This is a genomic window from Ottowia caeni, assembly GCF_050821495.1.
In the GTDB taxonomy this organism is placed as follows: Bacteria; Pseudomonadota; Gammaproteobacteria; order Burkholderiales; family Burkholderiaceae_C; genus Ottowia; species Ottowia caeni.
Genome location: NZ_CP151080.1, coordinates 2,730,871 through 2,752,731, shown reverse-complemented (window position 1 = coordinate 2,752,731; position 21,861 = coordinate 2,730,871). Strand labels below are relative to the sequence as shown.

General features: G+C 58.9%; 15 protein-coding genes and 2 pseudogenes. 14 read left to right on the top strand and 3 right to left on the bottom strand.

Annotation, left to right across the window (positions count from 1 at the left end; genetic code table 11):
- Nucleotides 1–69 precede the first annotated feature (69 nt).
- The 6 genes and pseudogenes from AAAK34_RS13120 to AAAK34_RS13095 all read left to right on the top strand — a co-directional run bounded on the left by AAAK34_RS13120 (nt 70) and on the right by AAAK34_RS13095 (nt 6,134).
- A pseudogene (locus AAAK34_RS13120) lies at nt 70–1,120 on the top strand (sensor histidine kinase).
- The gene (locus AAAK34_RS13115) at nt 1,120–1,869 is read left to right on the top strand and encodes a LytR/AlgR family response regulator transcription factor (RefSeq protein ID WP_231698031.1); all 750 of its coding nucleotides are present in this window, start codon (nt 1,120–1,122) and stop codon (nt 1,867–1,869) included. The pseudogene AAAK34_RS13120 and the gene AAAK34_RS13115 overlap by 1 nt, the downstream one beginning before the upstream one ends.
- Nucleotides 1,870–1,947: 78 nt before the next feature.
- Nucleotides 1,948–2,892 (top strand): hydroxymethylbilane synthase, encoded by a 945-nt coding sequence (gene hemC / locus AAAK34_RS13110; RefSeq protein WP_231698032.1) that lies wholly within the window; start codon nt 1,948–1,950, stop codon nt 2,890–2,892.
- A gap of 9 nt (nt 2,893–2,901) precedes the next feature.
- Nucleotides 2,902–3,702 carry a uroporphyrinogen-III synthase gene (locus tag AAAK34_RS13105; protein WP_231698033.1) on the top strand — a complete coding sequence of 267 codons (801 nt, stop codon included), beginning with the start codon at nt 2,902–2,904 and terminating at the stop codon, nt 3,700–3,702.
- On the top strand, nt 3,699–4,847 hold the full coding sequence (locus AAAK34_RS13100) for a uroporphyrinogen-III C-methyltransferase (RefSeq protein ID WP_431777356.1): 1,149 nt from the start codon (nt 3,699–3,701) through the stop codon (nt 4,845–4,847). Before AAAK34_RS13105 ends, AAAK34_RS13100 begins: the two co-directional genes overlap by 4 nt.
- Before the next feature lie 6 nt (nt 4,848–4,853).
- The gene (locus AAAK34_RS13095; RefSeq protein WP_231698035.1) at nt 4,854–6,134 is read left to right on the top strand and encodes a heme biosynthesis HemY N-terminal domain-containing protein; all 1,281 of its coding nucleotides are present in this window, start codon (nt 4,854–4,856) and stop codon (nt 6,132–6,134) included.
- A gap of 109 nt (nt 6,135–6,243) precedes the next feature.
- Here AAAK34_RS13095 and AAAK34_RS13090 read toward each other — a convergent pair whose 3' ends face one another.
- The 3 genes and pseudogenes from AAAK34_RS13090 to AAAK34_RS13080 all read right to left on the bottom strand — a co-directional run bounded on the left by AAAK34_RS13090 (nt 6,244) and on the right by AAAK34_RS13080 (nt 11,636).
- The gene (locus AAAK34_RS13090; RefSeq protein WP_431778022.1) at nt 6,244–8,316 is read right to left on the bottom strand and encodes a putative bifunctional diguanylate cyclase/phosphodiesterase; all 2,073 of its coding nucleotides are present in this window, start codon (nt 8,314–8,316) and stop codon (nt 6,244–6,246) included.
- Between the two features lie 12 nt (nt 8,317–8,328).
- Nucleotides 8,329–8,723 (bottom strand): annotated as a pseudogene (locus tag AAAK34_RS13085) (protoglobin domain-containing protein); the annotation flags it as partial.
- Between the two features lie 519 nt (nt 8,724–9,242).
- The gene (locus AAAK34_RS13080; RefSeq protein ID WP_431777355.1) at nt 9,243–11,636 is read right to left on the bottom strand and encodes a sensor domain-containing protein; all 2,394 of its coding nucleotides are present in this window, start codon (nt 11,634–11,636) and stop codon (nt 9,243–9,245) included.
- A 632-nt stretch (nt 11,637–12,268) separates the two neighbouring features.
- Here AAAK34_RS13080 and AAAK34_RS13075 point away from each other — a divergent pair.
- The 8 genes from AAAK34_RS13075 to AAAK34_RS13040 all read left to right on the top strand — a co-directional run bounded on the left by AAAK34_RS13075 (nt 12,269) and on the right by AAAK34_RS13040 (nt 21,820).
- On the top strand, nt 12,269–12,640 hold the full coding sequence (locus AAAK34_RS13075; RefSeq protein WP_231698038.1) for an RNA-binding protein: 372 nt from the start codon (nt 12,269–12,271) through the stop codon (nt 12,638–12,640).
- Nucleotides 12,641–12,822: 182 nt separating this feature from the next.
- Nucleotides 12,823–14,298, top strand: a complete 1,476-nt coding sequence (locus AAAK34_RS13070; protein WP_231698039.1) for a TolC family outer membrane protein — start codon at nt 12,823–12,825, stop codon at nt 14,296–14,298.
- A 52-nt stretch (nt 14,299–14,350) separates the two neighbouring features.
- Nucleotides 14,351–14,599 (top strand): hypothetical protein, encoded by a 249-nt coding sequence (locus AAAK34_RS13065; protein WP_231698040.1) that lies wholly within the window; start codon nt 14,351–14,353, stop codon nt 14,597–14,599.
- A 223-nt stretch (nt 14,600–14,822) separates the two neighbouring features.
- The gene (locus tag AAAK34_RS13060; protein WP_431778021.1) at nt 14,823–16,958 is read left to right on the top strand and encodes a type I secretion system permease/ATPase; all 2,136 of its coding nucleotides are present in this window, start codon (nt 14,823–14,825) and stop codon (nt 16,956–16,958) included.
- A 124-nt stretch (nt 16,959–17,082) separates the two neighbouring features.
- Nucleotides 17,083–18,369, top strand: coding sequence for an HlyD family type I secretion periplasmic adaptor subunit (locus AAAK34_RS13055; RefSeq protein ID WP_231698042.1), 1,287 nt, complete (start codon nt 17,083–17,085; stop codon nt 18,367–18,369).
- Between the two features lie 78 nt (nt 18,370–18,447).
- Nucleotides 18,448–19,074: a response regulator transcription factor gene (locus AAAK34_RS13050; RefSeq protein WP_231698043.1), complete on the top strand. Its 627-nt coding sequence runs from the start codon at nt 18,448–18,450 to the stop codon at nt 19,072–19,074.
- A 15-nt stretch (nt 19,075–19,089) separates the two neighbouring features.
- The gene (locus tag AAAK34_RS13045) at nt 19,090–19,797 is read left to right on the top strand and encodes a transglutaminase-like cysteine peptidase (protein WP_231698044.1); all 708 of its coding nucleotides are present in this window, start codon (nt 19,090–19,092) and stop codon (nt 19,795–19,797) included.
- 28 nt (nt 19,798–19,825) lie between these two features.
- On the top strand, nt 19,826–21,820 hold the full coding sequence (locus AAAK34_RS13040) for a LapD/MoxY N-terminal periplasmic domain-containing protein (RefSeq protein ID WP_431777354.1): 1,995 nt from the start codon (nt 19,826–19,828) through the stop codon (nt 21,818–21,820).
- Nucleotides 21,821–21,861 lie beyond the last annotated feature (41 nt).

The window sequence follows — 21,861 nt, the reverse complement described above, 5'->3', positions numbered from 1 at the left end:
GAAAATCAACACGCGGTACATCAACGCCTGTTGAACTCGCTCTACACTGCCGCAATTCTTGTCCGAGCCATGAAAGAGCCGCAAATTCTATCGACCTTCGCAAAAGGTGGGCTTCCTGCCTCGGCACCAGCCACATTTCGGCCGTTGATATTCGATGCATGTCAGGTCAGCGTGGTCCTGCGTGCGGTGCTGTACGTGGAAGCCGTTCTGGCGGTGGCCCTCATGTATGCAAGCGTCGGTCTTTCTGATTGGTTGTCCCGCGTGGGCCTGATCACCGGGGGCGCTGCCTGCCACTCTATTGTGGTTGGTGGTGGGCTGCGCGTTAAAACGGCTGATCGCCCGGCTTCCCTTGGTCGCTCAGTACGCGGCTGGGGTGGCGCTGGGTGCGCTGGCTGGCGTGTATGCCTGCGCCATGCTGGCACTGCTGGGACTTTTTGATCAACCGAGTTGGCTTGCGAGCGCGGCCACGGGGGCCATGCTCGCCGCCGGGCTGGTCACGGTTCTGGCTTGGCGCGTGCGCGGCCGTTTGCCTGCGGCTACTGCGGCGAGGCTGGCACAACTGCAGTCAAGCATTCGGCCGCACTTTCTTTTCAACACGCTCAACACCGCGATCGCTCTTGTTCGAAAAGAGCCCGCCAAGGCGGAAACGGTGCTTGAGGATTTGGCCGAACTGTTTAGGCACGCGCTGGTCGATCATGAGGGAAGCTCTACTCTTGAGCAGGAGGTCACCCTTGCGCGCCGCTACCTCGACATTGAACAGGTGCGTTTTGGCGATCGCCTGCGAGTCGAGTGGGCGCTGGATGAACGAGCCCATGTGGCGCAGTTGCCCCCGCTGATCCTGCAACCGCTGGTTGAAAATGCAGTAAAGCATGGCGTGGAACCCAGTGCTTCCGGGGCTTCTTTGCGCGTGTCAACTCAATTGCGTGGGCAAATGGCGGTCGTGGAGGTAACGAATACGGTGCCTGCTGGCCAGGGCCTCCCTGGCCACGGTATGGCGCTGGCGAATGTCAGAGACCGGCTTAAGCTGCTGCATGACATGGAGGGCAGCTTTCGTACCGCGTTGCAAGAGCAGGTGTATACGGCGCGCATCGAGGTGCCGATGCCCAGGAGGGCTGCTTGATGGCCTTGAGAGTGTTGATCGTCGACGATGAAGCGCTGGCCCGCTCGCGCCTTCGCACTTTGCTGGGAGACTGCCGTCAGCACGATGTGCAGATCGTGGGCGAAGCAGCGAATGCCGCACAAGCGATGGCGTTGGTGCAGCACCATACGCTGGACCTTGTATTGCTTGATATTCAGATGCCGGGCGTCGACGGTGTCCAACTCGCGCAGGCGTTGCGGAATTTGCCAAAGCCGCCGCTGGTGATTTTTGTCACCGCCCATGCCGAGTACGCCGTCAGCGCGTTCGAACTGGAGGCCGTGGACTACCTCACCAAGCCCGTTCGCCTGGAGCGTTTACAGGCGGCCCTGGACAAGGCACAGCGCCTGGTGCACTTGCTGGGACGCGCGGAGGCTGACGCGAATCATGAATGTCTGATGATGGCTGAACTGGGGCGAATCGTACGCGTGCCTCTTGCCGACGTGCTCTACTTGAAGGCTGAGCTCAAGTACGTCACTGTGCGTACTGCCGACGCAAGCCACGTCTACGACGGCAGCCTAAGCCAGATCGAAGAAAAATTTCCAGGCCGCTTTCTGCGTATACATCGCAATGCGCTGGTCGCCCCCCATGCGATCAGGGCCCTCTTACGCCACAAGAGTAACGGGGAGGCAGACGATGGTGACGGATGGGCCGTGCAAATGGCCAATGTCGACGACACACTGCCCGTCTCGCGACGGCAGGTGGCGGCGGTACGCGAGGCTCTAGGTGAGTAGATAGCGCTTGGCCGCAACCCCGGCGCCCCTTGGCGCTGTACATTAGCGTCATTATTTTCCCCTATTGCTGTTTTGCGTATGTCTGCCGCTGTATCGATCACCATTGCTACCCGTGAAAGCCGTCTGGCCTTGTGGCAGGCTGAGCATGTCAAGGCCCTGCTGGAAGCTCGCGGCCATGCCGTCTCTCTGCTGGGCATGACCACGCGTGGCGATCAGATCCTGGATCGGACCCTGAGCAAAGTTGGGGGTAAAGGTCTCTTCGTGAAAGAGCTGGAAACTGCACTGGAAGAAGGCCGCGCTGACATTGCTGTCCATTCTCTGAAGGACGTGCCAATGGATTTGCCCGAAGGGTTTGATCTGGCATGCGTCATGGAACGAGAAGATCCTCGCGACGCCTGGGTTTCTGCGGTTTGCGCGAAGCCCGCTGATTTGCCACTGAACGCTGTGGTGGGCACCTCCAGCCTTCGCCGTACCGTTTTGTTGAGAGACATGCTCGCGAAGCTTGGCCGTACCGACGTCCGCATCGAACCACTCCGGGGCAACCTGGATACTCGCCTGCGCAAGCTCGACGAGGGAATGTACTCGGCCATTGTGCTCGCCGCAGCGGGTTTGAAGCGCCTGGGGCTGCAAGAGCGAATTCGCTACACATTTAGCGCAGAAGAAATGCTTCCGGCGGCGGGGCAGGGCGCGCTGGGAATAGAAACGCGGGCATCTCGCCCCGATCTGGCCCAAGCGCTCGCGCCTTTGGCTGACGAGGCTACCTGGTTGGCCGTGGCTGCTGAACGTGCGGTAAGCCGTGCCATGGGGGGCAGTTGCTCCATGCCGCTGGCGGCACACGCTACGCTCGAGCGCGGAAGAATCTACCTGCGTGCGGCCTGGGGAGAGCCCGAAGGCACTCCCGAGCTGGTCACGGCAGAGGCTTCGGCATTGGTGGAGAACGTTGCTGCCGCTGCGGCGCTCGGTGAACGTGTGGCAGCCGATCTGAGGGCAGGTGGCGCTCGAAAGATCGAGCTTGCGGCCTGAGTGCCACGTATGAATGACAAAGGGCGGCGCACCAGGGTCGTCGTGACCCGCCCGGCGGGCGAAGCAGCACGGTGGGTGAACGAGCTTGAGGCATTGGGGTTTGATGCGCTCGCTCTGCCGCTGATCGACATCGTACCGCCGCTTGATCCGGCACCATTGGTGTCTGCGCGCTCCAGGATGAGCCGCTACGAGGCGGTGATGTTCGTCAGTCCCAACGCGGTATATGGTTTTCTTGGGCAAGGAGCCTTCGAAGAACTCGCATCCGCCGCACTGGTCGCTGGCACACGGGCCTGGTCTCCTGGCCCGGGAACCACGCGAGCCCTGCAATTGATGGGCTGGCCCTCGGACGCCATTGATGAGCCGGCGCCGGATGCGCCCCAGTTCGACTCCGAATCCCTCTGGGTGCAGATAGAAAAGCAGGTCCAACACGGCAACCGCGCGCTGATTGTGCGTGGTGCGAATGCTGAAGGTCAGCCAGCTGGCCGCGACTGGTTGGCGAAGCAGTTGCGTGCCGGGGGCGTGGTGGTCGACGAAGTGGCGGCCTATCGCAGGGTCTGTCCGGAGCTCGACGCCGCCGAGCGTGGTTTGGCGGTAGCTGCCGCTTCCGACGCCAGCGTGTGGCTTTTCAGCAGTTCTGAGGCAATTTCAAATCTTCGGGAGTTGCTGCCGGCACAGGATTGGTCGGCCGCGCACGCTGTCGCCACCCATGAGCGCATTGCTCGGGCGGCGTTGCTTGCAGGGTTTGGGCGTGTAGCGCAGTCCAGGCCCACGCTCGAATCGGTTGCCGCGTCGATAGAATCTGTCTCATGAATAACGAGCAATCGCGTGCCCTGCCGCCGGCGCCTCAGCCAGCCCCAGCGCCCGTACCAGATTCTGCCAACGCTCCCGCCGCCGCGCCCCCTGCGGCGGGGGCTGGCGGAGCCGGACCTGTCCTGAACTACAGGCGTGCGAGGCGAAGCTTCGTGCAGCCGGGCCTTGTGATCGCCTGGTTGGTTGCGGCGGTGGCGCTCACGGTGAGCTTGCTCCTGTGGCAGAAGCTTTCCTCCATGCAAGAACAATTGGCGCGGCAGAGTGCGGAAGCCGGCTCCCGCGCGGTAGAGGCGCGCACCTTGGCCAGGCAAGCCGAAGAAACCGTGCGCGAGACCGCTGCCAAGGTTGCCATCATTGACACTCGCATCGGCGACCTGACGGCCTACAGATCACAGCTTGATGAAGTCATGCAGAGCGTGACCCGCACGCGTGATGAAAATCTGGCGGTAGACCTTGAAGCCGCGGTGAGCGTGGCGCAAGACCAAACGCACTTGACCGGCCGGGTGGAGCCACTGTTGGCTGCCTTGAGAACCGTTGAGAGACGTCTGGCGCGCTCCGGTGATCCTCGTCTCTCCAATGTGGCCAGGGCCGTGGAGCGAGATCTGGAGCGGGTCAAGACCGCGAGCATCCCTGACACCGCTGGCATGCTGGCGCGCCTCGATCAGCTGCTTCGCCAAGTCGATGACCTGCCCACCGCAAATGATGTCGGACACATCCGCTCTGAAAGGCCTCAACGCGATGCGGCTCCCGGGCCAGCAGACAGCTGGTGGGCTCGCTTGGGTCAGTCAATGCTGGAGGAGGGCAGCAAACTATTGCGCGTAAGTCGTGTAGAGCGCCCGGACGCCAGCATGATGAGCCCTGAGCAGGTCTTCTTCCTCCGGGAAAACCTCAAGCTGCGCCTACAGGGTGCGCGCCTGGCCATATTGGCGCGTCAGTACGAAGCGGCGCGCTCCGATCTTGCTGCGGCACAGAGCGCACTGGGGGCATATTTCGACCCGGCATCCCGCCGAACGCAGGCAGCGGCCACGCTGCTGCAGCAGGTTCAGGCGGCGGCTAAGTCGGCAGATCTGCCTCGGGCGGAGGAAACGCTGCTCGCTCTGGGTTCCGCTGCTGCTGCTGCGAGTCTTCCGGCTGGCTCGAAGTAAAACGATATGCGTTCTGTACTTTGGCTCCTCGGATTGTTCGCGGTCGCTGTGGCAATGGCCATGTTTGCCGGCGACAATGAGGGTACGGTCACTATTTTCTGGCCTCCGCACCGGGTGGACGTTTCTGTCAACCTGGTGCTCCTCGTTCTGGCGTTGTCGTTCTTGTTGCTCTATGGAGCATTGCGCACGCTTGCAGCGGTACTTGAACTTCCCCGCCAAGCACGCCGCTGGCGCGCGCAGCAGCGTGAGCGTGCGACCTATGGGCAACTCATGGAGGCCATGGTGCAGCTATCGGCGGGACGCTATCTTAGGGCGCGCAAGGCGGCGGAAGATGCCCTGGCCCGAGAACAGGTTCTGGAGGCATCGGGCGAGACTCTTCCTCAGGCGGCAACATTGCGTGCGCTGGCGCATCTTACGGTGGCGGCCAGTGCGCACTCGCTGCAAGATGATGCTTTGCGGGATGCACATTTGCAGAAGGCTCTGGATGTGGCAAGTCGCAATGCCGCGCCGCAAGAACTGCGCGAAGGGCTCCACATGCGTGCCGCCCGCTGGGCACTGGACGACCATGACCCGGCAGCATCCTTGGCTTGGCTCGATCGTCTTCCGCAAGGCGCCAGCCGGCGTACGCTGGCACTGCGGATCAAACTCAAAGCCGCCCGCCAGGCGCGTCAGAGTGCCGCCGCGCTTGAAACGGCGCGCCTGCTGGCCAAGCACCGGGCGTTTTCTTCCGAAGCTGCTCGTAGCCTGTTGCGCAGTCTGGCGGGTGAACTGATCGACACGGCGCATGACCCAGCGCAGTTGAACGCTATTTGGGCCTCGCTTGATGCTGTTGAGCGGTCCATGCCAGCGTTGGCTCTGCGCGCCGCACAGCGGATGATGGCCCTGGGTGGCGATCATGGGCAGGTGCGTGAATGGTTGCGGCCCGTTTGGGATCAGATGCTGGTGGTTCCTGAGGCCTTCGCCGATGCCCATGGTGTGCGTTTGGTGCGCGTGCTGGAAGCGGGCATGTCGCATCCGGATGAATTGGGTGACCTGGATTGGCTCGCACGCATTGAAGCCGCGCAGCAGGCCAATCCTGGTGACGCCACGCTGCAGTACTTGGCTGGCATGGCCTGCCTGCACCGCCAGCTATGGGGTAAGGCGCAGTTGCTGTTGTCTCAGGCTGTGCGTCAACTGCATGACGCCGGACTGCGCCGCAGCGCTTGGCGTGCGCTCGCTGATCTGGCTGAACAGCGGGGCGATATGGCAGCGGCGGCTCATGCCTGGAAGCAGGCGGCGCAGGAATAGCCCGCTTAGTGTGGAACCGTTTCTAGGCTCAGAGCCTGTTTGACCTGAGTCTGTTTGATCGCCTACCAGCGTGTGCGGCACTATTCGGACGTTAATTTCCTACGCTACGTCATAGCGAGAGCCATTCCCGCTGGAATTCATCGCCTGGCAGCGCCTTGGCAAACATGAAGCCCTGGGCTTCATCGCAGCCCAGGTTGCGCAGCTTTTCCAGTTGCTCCAGTGTTTCCACGCCATCGGCCACGGTACGCAGCTTCAGGGCGCGCGCCATGTTGATCACTGCTGTCACGACCGCCAGACTGCGAGGCTGATCGATGATGCCGCGCACGAACTTCATGTCGATTTTGAGCCTGGACACTGGCAAATCATGCAACCTCGCGAGCGAGGAGTAGCCGCTTCCAAAGTCGTCCATGCTGAGTGAAAACCCCATTTCCACTAATCGAGAAGCTACTTTTTGTGCTTTTTTGTAGTCCAGCATCAGCGCTGATTCGGTGATCTCCAGTTCTATGGCTGAAGGATTGGCACCGGGTAAACATACCAACTCCAGTGCCCTGTCCGCGAAGTCATCGTTCATCAATTGTGTCGCCGATATGTTCACGGAAACGGGCGGCGGATTCTCGACTCCCGAGTCTTGCCAGGCGCGCCACTGACGCGCGGCTTGTGTCAGGCTCCATTCTCCCAATGACTTGATCAGGCCCCGCTCTTCTGCGGCGGAAATGAACTCTGCAGGACTTACCCATCCCCATTCGGGGTCGTTCCATCGTGCCAGGGCTTCCGCGCCGCGTAACTGGCCTGTGCGGACGTCCAGTTTGGGCTGAAAATGCAACTCAAGCGAAGATGAAGTCAGCGCCGAGGCTAGCCTTGCTCCCAACTCGGCCCGCCGCTGCACTTGCTGGCCCATTTCGTAGTCGTAGAAAAGGTAACCCCCATGCTGCTTCTTGGCGCGATACATGGCTGTGTCGGCGCACCGCAGCAACTCGTCCAGGCTGTCGCCGTGCGCCGGGTACAAGGCTACGCCAATGCTGGCCCCTAGTTGAAACTGAAGGCCACCTACCGAGACGGGCTGCTGCAAAACCTCGTGTACTCGCTCGGCCGCAAAAACTGCATCTTTATGGTTATTGAGGGGGATCGCAACCATGAATTCGTCACCGCCAAGGCGGGCCAGCACGCTGCGTTCGCCCAACGAAAGCATGCCTTGCTGCGCCACTGCGGCTAAGACTTTGTCGCCTATAGCGTGCCCTTGGGTGTCGTTGACTTCCTTGAACTTGTCCAGGTCGACGAACATGATCGCCGCCTGTTGACCCTTCTCACGTGTCTCGTCCAGCAGTCGCTCCGCCAACATGAGGCCGTGGGCGCGGTTGGGTAAGTTGGTAAGGGTGTCATAGGACGCCAACTGCTCCATGGCCAATATGGCCTGATGACGTTTGGTGACATCAAGAATGGTTCCGTAGGCGCGTATTGGCTTGCCGTTGGCGTCGCGATCCACCCGGCCACGCTCTTCTAGCCAGCGCGTCTCTCCATTGCGGTTTACACGAGCCGAAAGAACATAGTGGCCGTTCTTCAATCCCTTCTTGCGTAGCGCCATCACGCGCTCGCGATCTTCCGGGTGCAAGATGTCGGCCAAGTTGCTGAATCGGAAGGGCTTTCCTTCTGGCCAGCCAATGATGCGCTTGGCGTGGGGTGTAAGCGTAATTGTTTCGCCGTAGGTGGTGTGCCAAATACCTACGTCTGCTGCGGTCTGCGCATTGAGCAGGTCCCGCGCGAGCAACTCGCGCTCGCGAAGGTCTTCAATGTTCAGAAGCAAAAGCGTGGACTCGCCGTCTGGGCGATGCAGCATTTGAGCGGTAATGATCGCCGGAATCGGCGGTGCAGGCTCCTTGGGAAGCAGTTGAACGCCGCTTCGAGTGGGTTGCTGGCTCATAGCCTGATCTACAAGTTTGGTCAGGTCTACGCCTCCCAACAGCGTGCTCAGCGAGAGGCCTACCAGGGCGTCTGGGGTGCAGCCCATCAGCCGTGCGAAGGCCTTGTTGCTGAATACTACCTCCAGGTTCGGCTTGGCCACGAGAGTCCCGTAGGGCAGAAGCGCGAAGATCGCGCTGTAGTCGCGCAGTTCGGCGATCTGCTGGTCTCGGTGGACTATGTAGCTGTCGATCGCCAGTCCCATGTCCAGAAAGATCACCTTCATGAACGCCTGGATAGCAGCGCTCCGCTCATTTTCGTCAAGCGGAATCTTTTGCAGCCGAGGCAGGAGTTCGGTTACATAGTGGCTGTAAGCGCCCAGGTACCACCCAGGGAGAGTCCGATTCGGGCATGCATGTGACCCACCCGCAGACGGTCTTCCTCGTAGGCTTCGTCATATACACCGGCCGTTAGCGACTCAAAATAGCGCACCTGGGTCTTCTTGAGCCTCTCCAGTGTCTGCTCGTCAGCGATCAGTTTCTGCATTTCGGGGAAGAGCATCAGGTGCTGATAAAAATCATCCACCAGCGTTGGAGCACTTTCAAGGAATGCAGAATTCAGCCGTTGCAGGGTACTTTCGTCCTGCGTTGTCAGTGAGAGGAAATCCTTGCGTATCTGGAAACTCTGATTCATTGCCTAATCTCTTTCCCCTTGGTCGCACAGTGAAGGGGAGGCACGCGGTACATGGTTGTGTCTGATAGCGAACAAACGCCCGAGTTCAACGGATTTGTTCATGAAAAGGTTCAAATTCAAGATGCCGCGCATCGGCGCAGTGGCTGCGCGCTGGTGTCAACCCGTTCGAACCTAACTGTGCGCGGGTCGCCGCCGCGCAGAACCTCACGCAAATAAGTTTGCCAAATAGCAAACCTTAGAAGTTCAGAAAAACTGCTCCAGAGGCGGAAAAATGAACTTATTCGTCTCGAACTTGATATGTTTTTCTTTGTATCAATTGTATCTCGTTGAGATTCAAGAGAATTGCCTGAGCAGGGCAAAAGTATGAGAAGTTTTGCACAGTTACTGTGGTGCAGATGCCGCTTCAGGGGTATTTCGGATTTGGAAGTCGACGGCTGCGAGATCCAGCGTGAGTCGGCGACTAAGATCCTGTTCACAGTCTCGGCGCATCGGATTTGCGAGGAGCCTTGGCGCATCCCCTCATAGGCGTTCCAGGTCCGACATGCTCATGGGTGACTGGACGCTGGCTTGAAGGAACTCTTCAAGTCCCTCCATCGGCATAGGCTTGGCAAGCAGAAAGCCTTGAAGCAGGTCGCACCCGCAGTCCGTCAGGAACTTGCACTGTGCTTCGGTTTCGACCCCCTCTGCGAGGGCAGGCATGTTCAGGCTGTGAGCCAATTCGATGACGGTACGAGCGATGGCTGCGTCGCTTGGATCAACCAAGACGTCTGCAACGAAGCTTTTGTCGATCTTCAACTGATCCAGTGGCAGCCGTTTCAGATAGGAAAGCGAAGAATATCCCGTGCCAAAGTCATCGAGAGAGAACTTCACGCCCAACCGCTTGAGCGAATTCATCCGCGAAATGGTGGTGTCCAGGCGATCAATCAAAAGGCTTTCGGTCAGTTCCAATTGAAGCAGGTGTGGTGGAGCGCCGTAGCGGGATACGATGGATATGACTTGGTCCACGAACGCAGGGTGGCGGAATTGCCGCACACTGACATTGACCGCAATACTCAAGTGCGCCGTCTGCGGTTTCCGGGCCCAGACCGCCAATTGGGCGCATGCTTGCTCCAACACCCATAGGCCCAGCGGCACGATCAGCCCCGTTTTCTCGGCAATCGGGATGAACTCGGATGGGCTGACCATGCCTCTTTGCGGGTGGCGCCAGCGCAGTAACGCCTCGACAGCAACCATTCGGCGCTCGCAGTCGAACTGGGGCTGGTATTCAACGGAGAATTGCCCTTCGGCCAGTACTGCCGATCGTAGATCCGCCACAAGTGCTGCCGTAGCATTAACGGCAGATTGTGTGGCGGGGTCGAAGAAGGCGATAGCATCACCATCCATCTCCTTGGCTTGGTATCTTGCCAGGCCGGCTTGCATGAGCAGCTCTCTAACGCGCCCAGAAGCTGTGCCGAACCGCGCGATACCAATACTGGTCGTGCTGTAGTGCAGATAGTCTGAGAGCTCGAAAGGCTTGGCCAGCTCCGCCAGCACTTTGCTGGCCACAGCTTGAGCCTTACGTTCGACTACCGAGGGTTCGGACCCCAGGTTCTGCAAAAGTACCACGAATTCATCTCCGCCTACACGAGCCACCAGGTCGGTTTTGCGCAGGCATTGCGTGAGGCGCTCGGACACGCGTTGCAGCAAGAGATCCCCCTGGGTGTGACCCATGGTGTTGTTGAGCAGATTGAAGTTGTCCAGGTCGATGAAAATCAAAGCGCCCTCCTGCTCGGTGAGTGCGCAGTCGGCCAGAGCGTCTTCAAGGCGATCGACCAGCCACTGACGGTTTGGTAGTCCCGTGAGTGGATCGAAGAAAGCCAGTCGATGAATTTTCTGTTCAGCGAGCTTGCGTTCAGTGACGTCGCGACCTACGGCCATCCAGTGGGTCAGTCTTCCCTGATCATCGCGTACCGGAACGACATCCAGATCCATCCAGTAAGCGGAGCCATCACGGCGCTTGAGCAGCACTTCACGCCTAAGCAGGGTAGTGAGGGCATTTGGCCGCAGGGCACCCCGCGCGAGCAATCTGACGATGTCGGTACCAGTGACATGACGCAAGATGTCGGGAGACTGCCCGATGACTTCCTGGCGGGAGAAGCCGGTCTTGTGCTCAAAGGCTTCGTTGACGAACGTAATGCGTGCATCATAGCCAGCGGTATCGCCGACCTGGGCGATGGCCACGACGTCGTTGATGTGCTCGATACCCGTACGGAGCAGCATGAGCAAGTGTTGCGCTTGGCGACGATCCGAGACATCGTTCAGATACAGTACCAAGCCTTCAGAGTAGGGGTGGGCGCGTATCTCGATCCACTTGTCCAACGCTGGGTAAAAGTCTTCGAAGCCAATTTGCTGGTTGTTGGAAAGAGCCTGTTCTATTCGGTTTTGCAGCAGGCCCTCGTTTCTGCCATGCAACAGTCCGCAGATCGGGGTGCCCAGAAGCGTTCCAGCGGGCTGTACCAACAGCTTCTGGCTTTCGTCGTTGGCATACATGACCCGGGCATTCCGGTCCAGAGTCATGAAGGCTTCAGTGATGCTTGCCAGTGTGGTGGTCAGACGTGTGGCCAGGCGAAGCGTTTCGTCACGAACCTGCCGGTGGGCGCTGATGTCCTGTATGGCTCCGCAGATCTCGATAACTAAATTGCGTTGGCTCGGGGCAGGCTCGCCGACGAGGCGAATCCAGCGAACCTTGGCGCTAGGTGATGCCAGTCGTGCTTCAACGTCGATTGGGGCTCCAGTGCGCGCGCAGGTGACGAAAGCATCGTGCAACAAGTTTGCCGAATCCGGGGTGAAATGGGGAAGCAGTTCGTTCAAGCTGGACGGAACAGCGTTGGTCAGGCCTAGTAACTCGACTGCATCGGAGCTCAATAGGAGCATTGAGTCGGTGGGCTTGGTAACTCCAACTGCCCATGCCAAGCGCGCGCATTGCACCGCGCGGTGGTTTGCATGAATCGCTGCAAGCGAATGACATTTTCTGTTTTCTATCGCGTGGTGTAGAGGGTGCCCGCGCTTCTTCACGATGCATCAGTGCTTGGGAGGGCCGGCCTGATTCCCCGCCGTCTGCGGTTGTTCATCACTTGCTGATCGAACCGGAGGACTTTGGTGGTTGCATCTATGAGTATTTAATTATTAAATGTTAAGCTTGTAAATAGCGTTATTGTGAATTAATTGATGCTAGGTTATGCGCACTCAAGCGAAGAATTTTGCTTTCGACAGTATTTAATGTTTCAATTGGCTTCATGTGTGAAAAAATGCATACAACGTTCGTCTGCTTGAGCGTGACCGCTTGCGGTTAGGGCTTCGACGTTGTAAGCGCGCTAGACTCACCACTGAGAGGTGTGAGCAGACGCAACTCCGGACCATTTACATGCAGTCGAAACAAGAGACGCCTATATTTGCAAAATTCACACGATCGATGTTACAAATTGATTCTAAGAGTATGTTCAAAGTCTCGGCGCAACGGAACCGCAGGGAGACCTTGAACACGCTCTAGGATGGGTTGAGACGACATGAAGACCTTGGACGACTTGAAACACTGTGCAAACGTTTCCGCATTGCGGAAGGCGGTGCGTGCTATCTGCGCTGATTTCGGAGCAGTCAAACGGCTGGAGGTCCTGACGACGGAACAAGAGGGCGTTCCCCAGGCGATTTGCTTTCTCAGTCTGGATGACCCCGAAAAAGAGATCGAGCTCATGCGCTCACTTGGAGTGGGCCGTTTTGGTGGCGAGATCGTTTTTGTGGTTGATCTGGCGCCGGCGGCCGACGGAAGGGCTGCATCGGTACACCCTGAATGGGCAGTCACTACTCGGGCGGGTGAGCTGGATTTGTTTCAGCCCGATGGGCGCGTTGTCGAATGGACACGCGATCCACCCGATCCTTAGCCGGGTGCATCAACGATATCTCGATCTGTTGAGGGTGCGTTGCGCAGGCGCGAGTCTGAAGCCTTCAGCAGGCTGAGTCAGAAGAATTTCCTGCGCGAAGGTTGGCGGTATGGCAAGTAATCAGTTGGCAAGTTGAGTTGCTTCTGCCGCCTCTAAGTTTCAGAGACTGATGGGAGCGTACGATGAATATGAGAAATACAGCGCGCCAGATCGCGATCATCGGCACAACGTCGATGGCAGCTTTCGCCATGGCCCAATCACCAACACCGCAGCAGGTCTCAAACCAGCAAGGCGCAAACTCAGGTGGCAGCCTGTTGCAGGTAGTAGAAAAGGCTGTTGAGACGCATCCTGAGATACAGGCACGCTTTCACGACTTCACCTCTTCCCTGGAAGGCCAGAATATCGCCAGCGCCGGATGGCGTCCGCGTGTTACCGCCCAGGGCTGGATCGGCAAGGAATGGCGATCCAACCTGCAAAGCGAGCCTTCCTATGACTGGACCCGACCCGGTTGGAGCCTGACGCTGCGTCAGATGCTCTATGACGGCCTCGCAACCCCCAACAGTGTCAAGCAACTGGGTTTCGAGAAACTTTCGAAATATTACGACCTCGTGGCTACTACCGACAGTCTGGCCAACGAAGTGGCGGGGGCATATCTGGATGTGCAGCGCTATCGCGAGACCGAGCGTCTGGCGAAAGAGAATTTCACGCTGCATGAGGGGACCCTCAAACTGCTGTCGGAACGCCAGCAATCTGGCGTGGGGCGTGGAGTCGACTTGGAGCAGGCTGCTGGTCGTTTGTCTCTGGCTCAGACGAACGTGCTGACCGAAAGCAATAACTTGAACGCTGTGATGCAGCGCTATCGCAGGGTAGCTGGCAGCCCGCCTGCACCAACCCTCAGCCCGGTCCCCGACCTCAGCAGCAAGTTGCCGGCGCCTGGAGCCCTTCAGAGTTTCGACGAGTCAGTTCGTCGCAATCCAATGGTGCTGTCCAAGCAGGCGTTGGCTCAGGCGGCCGAGGCTGGGGTGCAGGTGGCCAAGGCGGCGCATCAGCCAAGGTTGGATCTGGTCGTTTCCACTGGGCGCGACCGTACGCAGCCCTACGCACCGTTCAGGGACGTGCAAAGCACCAGTGTTCAGCTTTTGCTGACCTACGATCTCTACCGCGGTGGTGCGGATGAATCTCGGGTTCGCCAGACCTCAGCGCAGACGTATGCTGCCCGCGACGTGCGGGACTACACCTGCCGGAATGTTCTGCAAGAACTTTCTATCGCCTGGAGCAACATTTTGCGCTTGCGTGAGCAACTGCCTTTCCTTCGGGAGCACGTGCTGTCCACGGCGAGGGTTCGCCAAGCGTATCAGCAGCAGTTTCAGATCGGGCAGCGCACGCTGCTTGACCTGCTGAACACTGAGAACGAACTGTTCGATGCCCGCCGTGCGCTGGTGAATGCCACGTATGACCTGAAGAAAAGTGAATTCCAGTGGCTAGCCCATTCTGGACAAGTGCTCACGGCTTTGGGCGTGGCGCAGCCTCGCGCGGAAGAAATGCCGCAAGAGCAATCTTCGTTGATCTTGCCGGAAGATGCCCTGGTCAACTGCCAGAATGCTGCCCTCCCAGATACCAGCAATCTGACACCGCTGCTCAAGACATCAAACCGTTGAGGTCAAACGGCCAAGTACCGGTTACGCGCAGGCCCTTTCTCCAGGACAAGTCATGACCAACAGCCAGGATCAGTCTGTTGAAGGCAGTTCTCCAGGGCTCGCTCCGGAGCATGAGCTTTCTGCGCTTGACGCGGATTTTGTCCGCGTTCTGGAGGATTTACTTGATGCCTTGCTGGCCAAGGGAACGTTGTTGGTGACAGATCTTCCGCCGCACGCGCTGGAAAAGCTGCAAGCGCGCAAGCAGGCGCGTCAACGCTTGAAAAACGCTCTGGATCTTATCGACGACGCTCCTCTTATTTAACCTAGAAACTGTTGACCGCTTTCAATACCCAAGAAACCCGCATGAACACTAGCTTCCGGCACTCCGATGGCGTTCACCATTCGGGTGCGTCCAACTGCCGTTTCTAGGTTCAGTGCTCCCTTTGGTTGGTGTTCATGCAGCTGTCCGATTCCTCAAATGTCACGCCTTCCCAGGGGGCAACGCCCACTCACATGGTTCAGCCTCTGCGGAAGCCTCCTGGAGGCTGCCGCCGCATGCCACGCATGATGACCCTTTGCTGACCTGCCTCGTCGAATTAACAAGACTGCACGGCAGACCCATGACGGCGCAAGCCCTCAGTAATGGCTTGCCGCTGGTCAATCAACAGCTGACGCCTTCGCTGCTCGCGCGTGCGGCGGCGCGGGCTCATTGCACGACGCGAATCGTGCGGCGGGGTCTTCAGAAGGTGCCTCCGGGGCTGTTGCCAGTTATTGTCCTGCTAAAGGACAACCGTGCCTGCCTGCTGATGGAGTCTTTGCCGGATGAGCATTACCTCGTGCAGTACCCGGAGGCGGGCAGTCCGGTGCGAGTTTCGCATGAACAGTTGCAGGCTCAATATAGCGGCCTGATGTGCTTCGTCCGCCCTCAGTTTCGGTTCGAACGGGGATCGGAAGCGACTCCCTCGCCGCACAGTGGCCATTGGTTCTGGACAGCGATTTTCGATAACTGGCGCCTGTACCGAGACGCCTTGCTTGCTGCAGTTCTTATCAACCTTTTCGCTCTGGCCGCACCACTGTTCAACATGAACGTGTATGACCGCGTAGTACCCAATAACGCCATTGAAACCCTGTGGGTCCTGGCGGTGGGAATGGCGCTGGTGCTGGTCTTCAATTACGTGCTGACGACAGCGCGGGCTTACGTGGTGGACACGGCAAGTAAGCGCGTAGATGTGCAGCTGTCTGCGCAAATCATGGAGCGGGTACTCGACTTGCGCATGGAGGGGCGTCCGGCCACGGTGGGTTCGTTTGCCGCCAACCTTCGTTCGTTCGAATCGGTGCGGGACTTCATTGCTTCCGCCAGCTTGACCACGCTGGTCGATCTGCCCTTTGTGCTGCTGTTTCTCGCCGTGCTGGCCTGGATCTCTCCCTGGATGTTGATCCCCGCAGTCGGCTCCATCATTCTTGCGTTGATCGTATCCTTCGTGGCTCAGGCCAGACTAAGACGCTTGACGCTTCAGACCTTTCAAGCCTCGGCGCAGCGCAACGCCTTGCTGGTTGAGTCGCTTACCAACCTGGAAGCGGTCAAGACGCTCAATGCCCAAAGTGGCGTGCAACGCCGCTGGGAAGAGTCCACACAATACCTTGCTTACATAGGCAGCAAGATCAGGTTCATCACTGCTTCTACGGTTAACTTTGTGCAGACAGTACAGCAGTTGACCACGGTGGGCGTCGTGATTATTGGTGTCTATGGGGTGCAGGAGCAGACAATGTCACTGGGCGGCATTATCGCGGCTTCCATGATCGCAGGTCGCTGTCTGGCCCCGTTAGGGCAGGTTGCCGGACTGATGATGCAGTTTCACAATGCGCGCATTTCACTGGGTGCCATCGATAACTACATGGACATGCCCGTTGAGCACAAGAGTGGGCAGGAATTTATTTCCCGACCTCACCTGCAAGGTGCAATCGAGTTCCGTAATGTTGATTTCCGCTACACAGGCAGCACCCAGTTGGCCCTGGAAGGCGTTTCATTCAAGGCCAAGGCGGGTGAGCGGATCGGCATTATTGGCCGCATTGCGTCAGGTAAAAGCACGATCGAAAAGCTCGTGCTCGGCCTCTACCAGCCGACGGAAGGCTCAATCCTGATCGATGGCGTGGACACCCGGCAAATAGACCCCGTCGACCTGCGCCGCTCGATCGGCCACGTGCCGCAGGACCCACTGCTCTTTTACGGCAGCCTCAAGGACAACCTGCTGGTTGGTGCTCCCCACGCCACTGAGGCGGACATGCTGTATGCGGCACGCATTGCCGGGGTGGACGAGTTCGCCACTCAGCATCCGCAGGGCTACGACATGTCGATCGGCGAAAGGGGTGAATCACTCTCGGGCGGTCAGCGTCAATCCATTGCAGTTGCGCGCGCCTTGATCAACGACCCGCCCATTCTGTTGCTCGATGAACCCAGCAGCAATCTCGACAATCAGAGCGAATCTCAGCTCAAGCACCATCTCATGCAAGCCAGTATTGGCAAGACCATGCTGCTCGTCACCCACCGTACCGCACTGCTCGAGCTGGTCGAACGAATCATCGTGGTAGATGGGGGTCTGATCGTCGCCGACGGTCCCAAGGACCAGATCATCCAGGCGCTCAGGCAAGGGCAGATTGGAAGCGTGAAGGGCCGCTCATGACATCTCCCTCCCGAAAAACCGGGTCACCGGGGCCCGTCAACGAACCGCCGCGGAGTTTGTCCAAACGCTTGGGAAATGGGCCGTCGGGAGGCAAATCCGGGGGCGCAATTACGATCCTTCGGATATGGTCGCCGATGCGCAATGGGCTGTGGGGCAACAACAGGCGCGCGGATCGCGTCTGCTTGTGTGGGCATCGCTGTTGGTCGTGCTTGCGCTCATCGTCTGGGCGAGTGTTGGCCATATAGACGAGGTGGTGCGAGGGCAGGGGCAAGTGGTGCCTTCGCGCCAGATCCAAGTCGTGCAGAGTCTGGACGGAGGCTTAGTCGAGGAAATCCTGGTGCGCACCGGCGAAACCGTGCAAGCTGGCCAAGTGTTGCTGCGCATCGATCCCACTCGCTATAGTGCTTCACTAGGAGAGAACAAGGCCGAATCCCTGGCCTTGCAAGCCAGGGCAGCTCGCCTGGAGGCGCTGGCCACAGGTAAGCCTTTTCTGGTGCCTGACGAATTGGTTCGTGCCGCGCCCGAGGCGGTGGGAATGGAGCGCCGAACTTGGGAATCGCGCACACAGGAACTCAACACCAACGTCAGCATCGCGCGCGACCAGCTTGGGCAGCGACAACAGGAGTTGCGCGCAACACAGGCGCAGCAGGATCAGGCCACTGCGAGCTGCAATTTGACCACGGAGGAGCTCAACGTCACCCGCCCTTTGCTCAAGAGTGGGGCTGTTTCCGAGGTCGATCTGCTGCGTCTGCAACGCGACGTTGTTCGCTATTGCGGCGAAGCACGATCCGCCAGTGCGCAGTTGGGGCGCATCCGTGCCGCAATCTCTGAGGCTGAGCGAAAAATTCGGGAAGCCGAGCTCACCATTCGCAACCAAGCCAGTGCTGAACTCTCGGAAACTCGCACCAAGCTTTCCACTTTGGCGCAGGGCCAGCGCGCGCTGGCCGATCGTGTCAAGCTCGCCGAAGTGCGGGCTCCGGTGCGCGGCACCATTAACAACTTGCTGGTGAACACCGTGGGCGGTGTCGTGCAGCCGGGCAAGGACATCCTTGACATCGTACCCAGCGACGACACGTTGCTGCTGGAAGTGCAGATCAGCCCGCGCGATATTGGTTTTCTTCACTTCGGGCAGAAGGCACAAGTGAAGTTTACCGCCTACGATTTTGCCATTTACGGCGGCCTGGCTGGCAAGGTGGAGCAGATTGGCGCCAACACCATTACCGACGACCGCGGCAACACTTTCTACATCGTCAAGGTGCGTACCGAACGCGCAAATGTAGGCGACGATAGCCGGCCTGTCATACCGGGCATGCAGGCCGAGGTACACATACTCACCGGTCGGCGAACGCTCATGCACTACTTGCTCAAGCCCATTCTGCGAGCCAAGTCCAATGCGCTTACCGAGCGTTGACCAGACAGGCAAACAGGCAAACAGGCAAACAGATAGCCAGACGGCTGGAAAATCAACATAGGGAATTACTCAATCGCGATGCAAGCACATCCAGTCCTGATGGTGACGCGCAACACCGCCTTATGGCAGCATTGGCAGCAGATTGATAGTGCGCGCTGGTTGCCAGCCAGAGGTCAAGGCATGCAGGAACTGCAGCGGTGGGCCGCTCAGTCGCGTCAGTTTGTCATGCTAGACGCGGCATTGCCCGGCCTGCCCGCATGGGACGCGGCTGAATGGCGCGTGCTTTTTCAGGGACTGAAGGTGCTCGTTCTGAGCACGCACCCGAGTGATGCTGAGGCACATCAGACGCTGGCGAATGGGGCTAGCGGCTATGCTCATGCCTTCACCCCCGTCGCATCTCTCAACATCATTCTTGAGAGCATTGTTGAGGGCAGCGTCTGGCTGGGTCGCAGCCTTATGCAGCGATTACTGCAAGATGTTGGGAGCAGGCTGCCAACGCCTACCGCGCTCGACTGGACAAAGAATCTGAGCCCGCGTGAGCAGGAGGTGGCGCGATTGGCCGCCACGGGCATTGGAAACCAGGAAATCTCCGAGCGCCTGGGTATTACGGAGCGAACCGTACGCGCGCACCTGTCGGCCGTATTTGAGAAGCTTCATGTGAGTGACCGTCTCATGCTCGCCTTGAAGGTTCACGGCATCGCATAGGGTATGCAGCGTGCCATGCATTCCAAGCGCCCCGATCCGTTCAAACGCTTGGCTGGAGTTCTTCGTGCTTCGCTCGTGATCGTTTTGCTGCTGGCATGGTTGCTGCCCACGCCTGGCCGCAGCGCTCTAGAGTTCGATACAGCCATGCTGGAAAGAACCATCCGATCCCGCTATGGCGCGCAAGGTGTGCAGGGGCTGCAAGCTTGGCTGCGTGTCATGCAAGAGCAGACTGGCCGCGCGCAAGAGCAGCAGCTGGAGAAAATCAATAGCTTCTGGAACCAGGCCGTCATCGGTTCGGACGACCCCACCGCCTGGGGCGAGGCTGACTACTGGGCGACCCCGCTGGAGAGCATTGGGAAGCGTGCCGGAGATTGCGAGGATTTCGTGATTGGCAAGTACTTCTCTTTGCTGCACTTGGGGGTGCCTGTGGAGAAGCTTCGCCTCATTTATGTTCGTGCGCGGGTCGGTGGATTGGGCAGCAACCATAGTATCGCCCATATGGTGCTGGGTTTCTATCCCACGCCCGACGCCGTTCCCTTGGTTCTGGATAACCTGGTAGGCGACATCCTTCCCGCGAGCGAGCGCAGCGATCTCACTCCCGTGTTCAGTTTCAACGGGCAAGGTATTTATGTGGCCGGTGCCAGCCAGAAGGCGCCGGTTGAACGGATTGGCCGCTGGCAGGGCCTGCTGGCACGCATGCAACAGGAAGGATTCAGACCATGAAGCCGACGGCAATTTTTGGGAGGTGCACATGTCATTGTTGAGGCGACTCTTGCTCAGCGTCACGGTGGCCATTCTGGCCATCCTGGCCGGCACTTTGGCTTTCAGCATTGGCTCGGCGAGGCAGTATCTCGACGGGCAGCTGCTCTCACAGAGTGAAAATGCTGTTTCTTCGTTGGCCCTGTCGCTGTCCCAGTCGGCCAATCAGGACCCCGTGACGCGCGAGCTGTTGATGATGGCCTTGTTTGACAGCGGTCAATTCCGGGAGATCCGACTGGTGGCGCCTGACGGCGTCGAGCTGTTCGCCCGCCGACAAACTCAAGGCCAGCGGGTTAAAGGGCAGGCTCCGGGCTGGTTCTTGAATATTTTGCCGTTAACCGAACCGAGAGCCGAGCGCGCCGTCAGCGACGGCTGGCGTCAGGTGGGTCGACTCTCGCTGGTTGTTGGCAACCAGTTTGCCAGTGAGGCACTCTGGGCAAGCAGTGTGCGCATGACAACTTATGTGTTGGCCGCGGGTTTTGTTTGGGCGCTGTTCGTCACGTTGCTGCTTCGGTGGTTCCGGCTTGTGCTAAGCAAAGAAATCTCAGAACAGGTGCGCGCGATCGGTACGCAGGCCCCTGCGGAGGTCTCGCCAGCTCACTCTAGCGTGGCGGAACTGAGTTCGCTGGTCGACGTCATTGACGATACCCGTGAAAGAGTGCGTGCACAGGAGCAGGAGCAGAATCAGCGCATTGAGTCGCTAGAGCTGGAAGTCAATCGAGATCCGGTGACTCGTCTTCCTAACCGCCGATACTTTGTCAATGAACTGCGCCGAGCGCTGAACGGAGATGCAGGGGAGGCAGCCTCGCATGGCCATGTGCTGTTATTCCGCCAGCGTGATCTGCAAGCATTGAACGCTAGTATGACGCGGACCGAGGTAGACGCCTGGCTTGCCAGAATCGGCCAGGAAATTGGGGAGGTTTTGGCGGCGCAGAAAGCAGCAGGCGAGTATCTGCAAGGCCAGGGACAGCTGGCCCGCCTCAATGGCTCCGATTTCGCTGTACTCATGCCGGGAGTGCAGGGGCCGCAGGCCATGAGTCTGGTTCAAAAAATCCGGCAGATCCCGCAATCCTTGCGTATTTCTTTGGTAAGCGGCATTTGGTGCCGCTGGGCGTATGCTTTGACTGACTATGGCCCATCCAGTTCGGTGGGCGATGTGCTCTCCCGCTTGGATGAAGCGCTCATGCGCGCCGAAAGCGCCGGACACTCCGAGGTCGAGTATTTGGCATACAGCCCACGCGAAGCCCAGCGCAGCGCAACGGGTGAAGGGGAGTGGCAGCACATGCTGACCGCCGCACTGGCAGAGCCGCAGCGGCTAAGCTTGGATGTTCGTACCCATGCATTCGCCGGATCGCAAGGCCGGGAGGAGTACGGCGACGCTTGGTTGCAGCTTCACGAAAGTGCACATGAGGGCAAAGGCCAAGTACTGGCCGGTTCGCTTTTTCTTCCAGTGGCTGTGCGCCTGGGTTTGTCGGCGGAGTTTGATTTGCACGCCATCAACTTGGGATTGCATTGGCTTGAACAGCACGCAAGTGGACAACTCATCGTGCGCGTTTCACTGCCCTCGTTGGCTCAGGACAGTTTTCTTCCTGAATTGAACGCGTTACTGAAGCGGCAAGCCAAGCAGGACACCCAGAACACATTGTCCCGACTCGTATTGGAGCTGGACGCGCATGGCGTGACTGCCTACCCCACTGAGTTGCTGGCTTTCTGTTCCCAAGTCCGCATGCACGGCATTCGCACTGGTCTACGGCGTATGGAGCAGGAGCCTGTGGCGCTCACGCGATTGCACCTGCTTCCCTTAACCTATCTCAAGCTGGGTGACGACTTTGCAGCCCAATCACACGATAGTCCCGGCAGCAAGAATCTCCTGCTCGCCTTGGCTCGCACGGCCAAGGATCTGGGGCTGCGCGTTTATGTCACAGGCGTCGTAGAAAAACACACGGCGGATTACCTAGTCGAGCAGGGTGTGAGTGTGCAGGTATAAGTCGGCAGCGTAGTAGAGCAGTCCTGGGAGTGTGCCCAGGA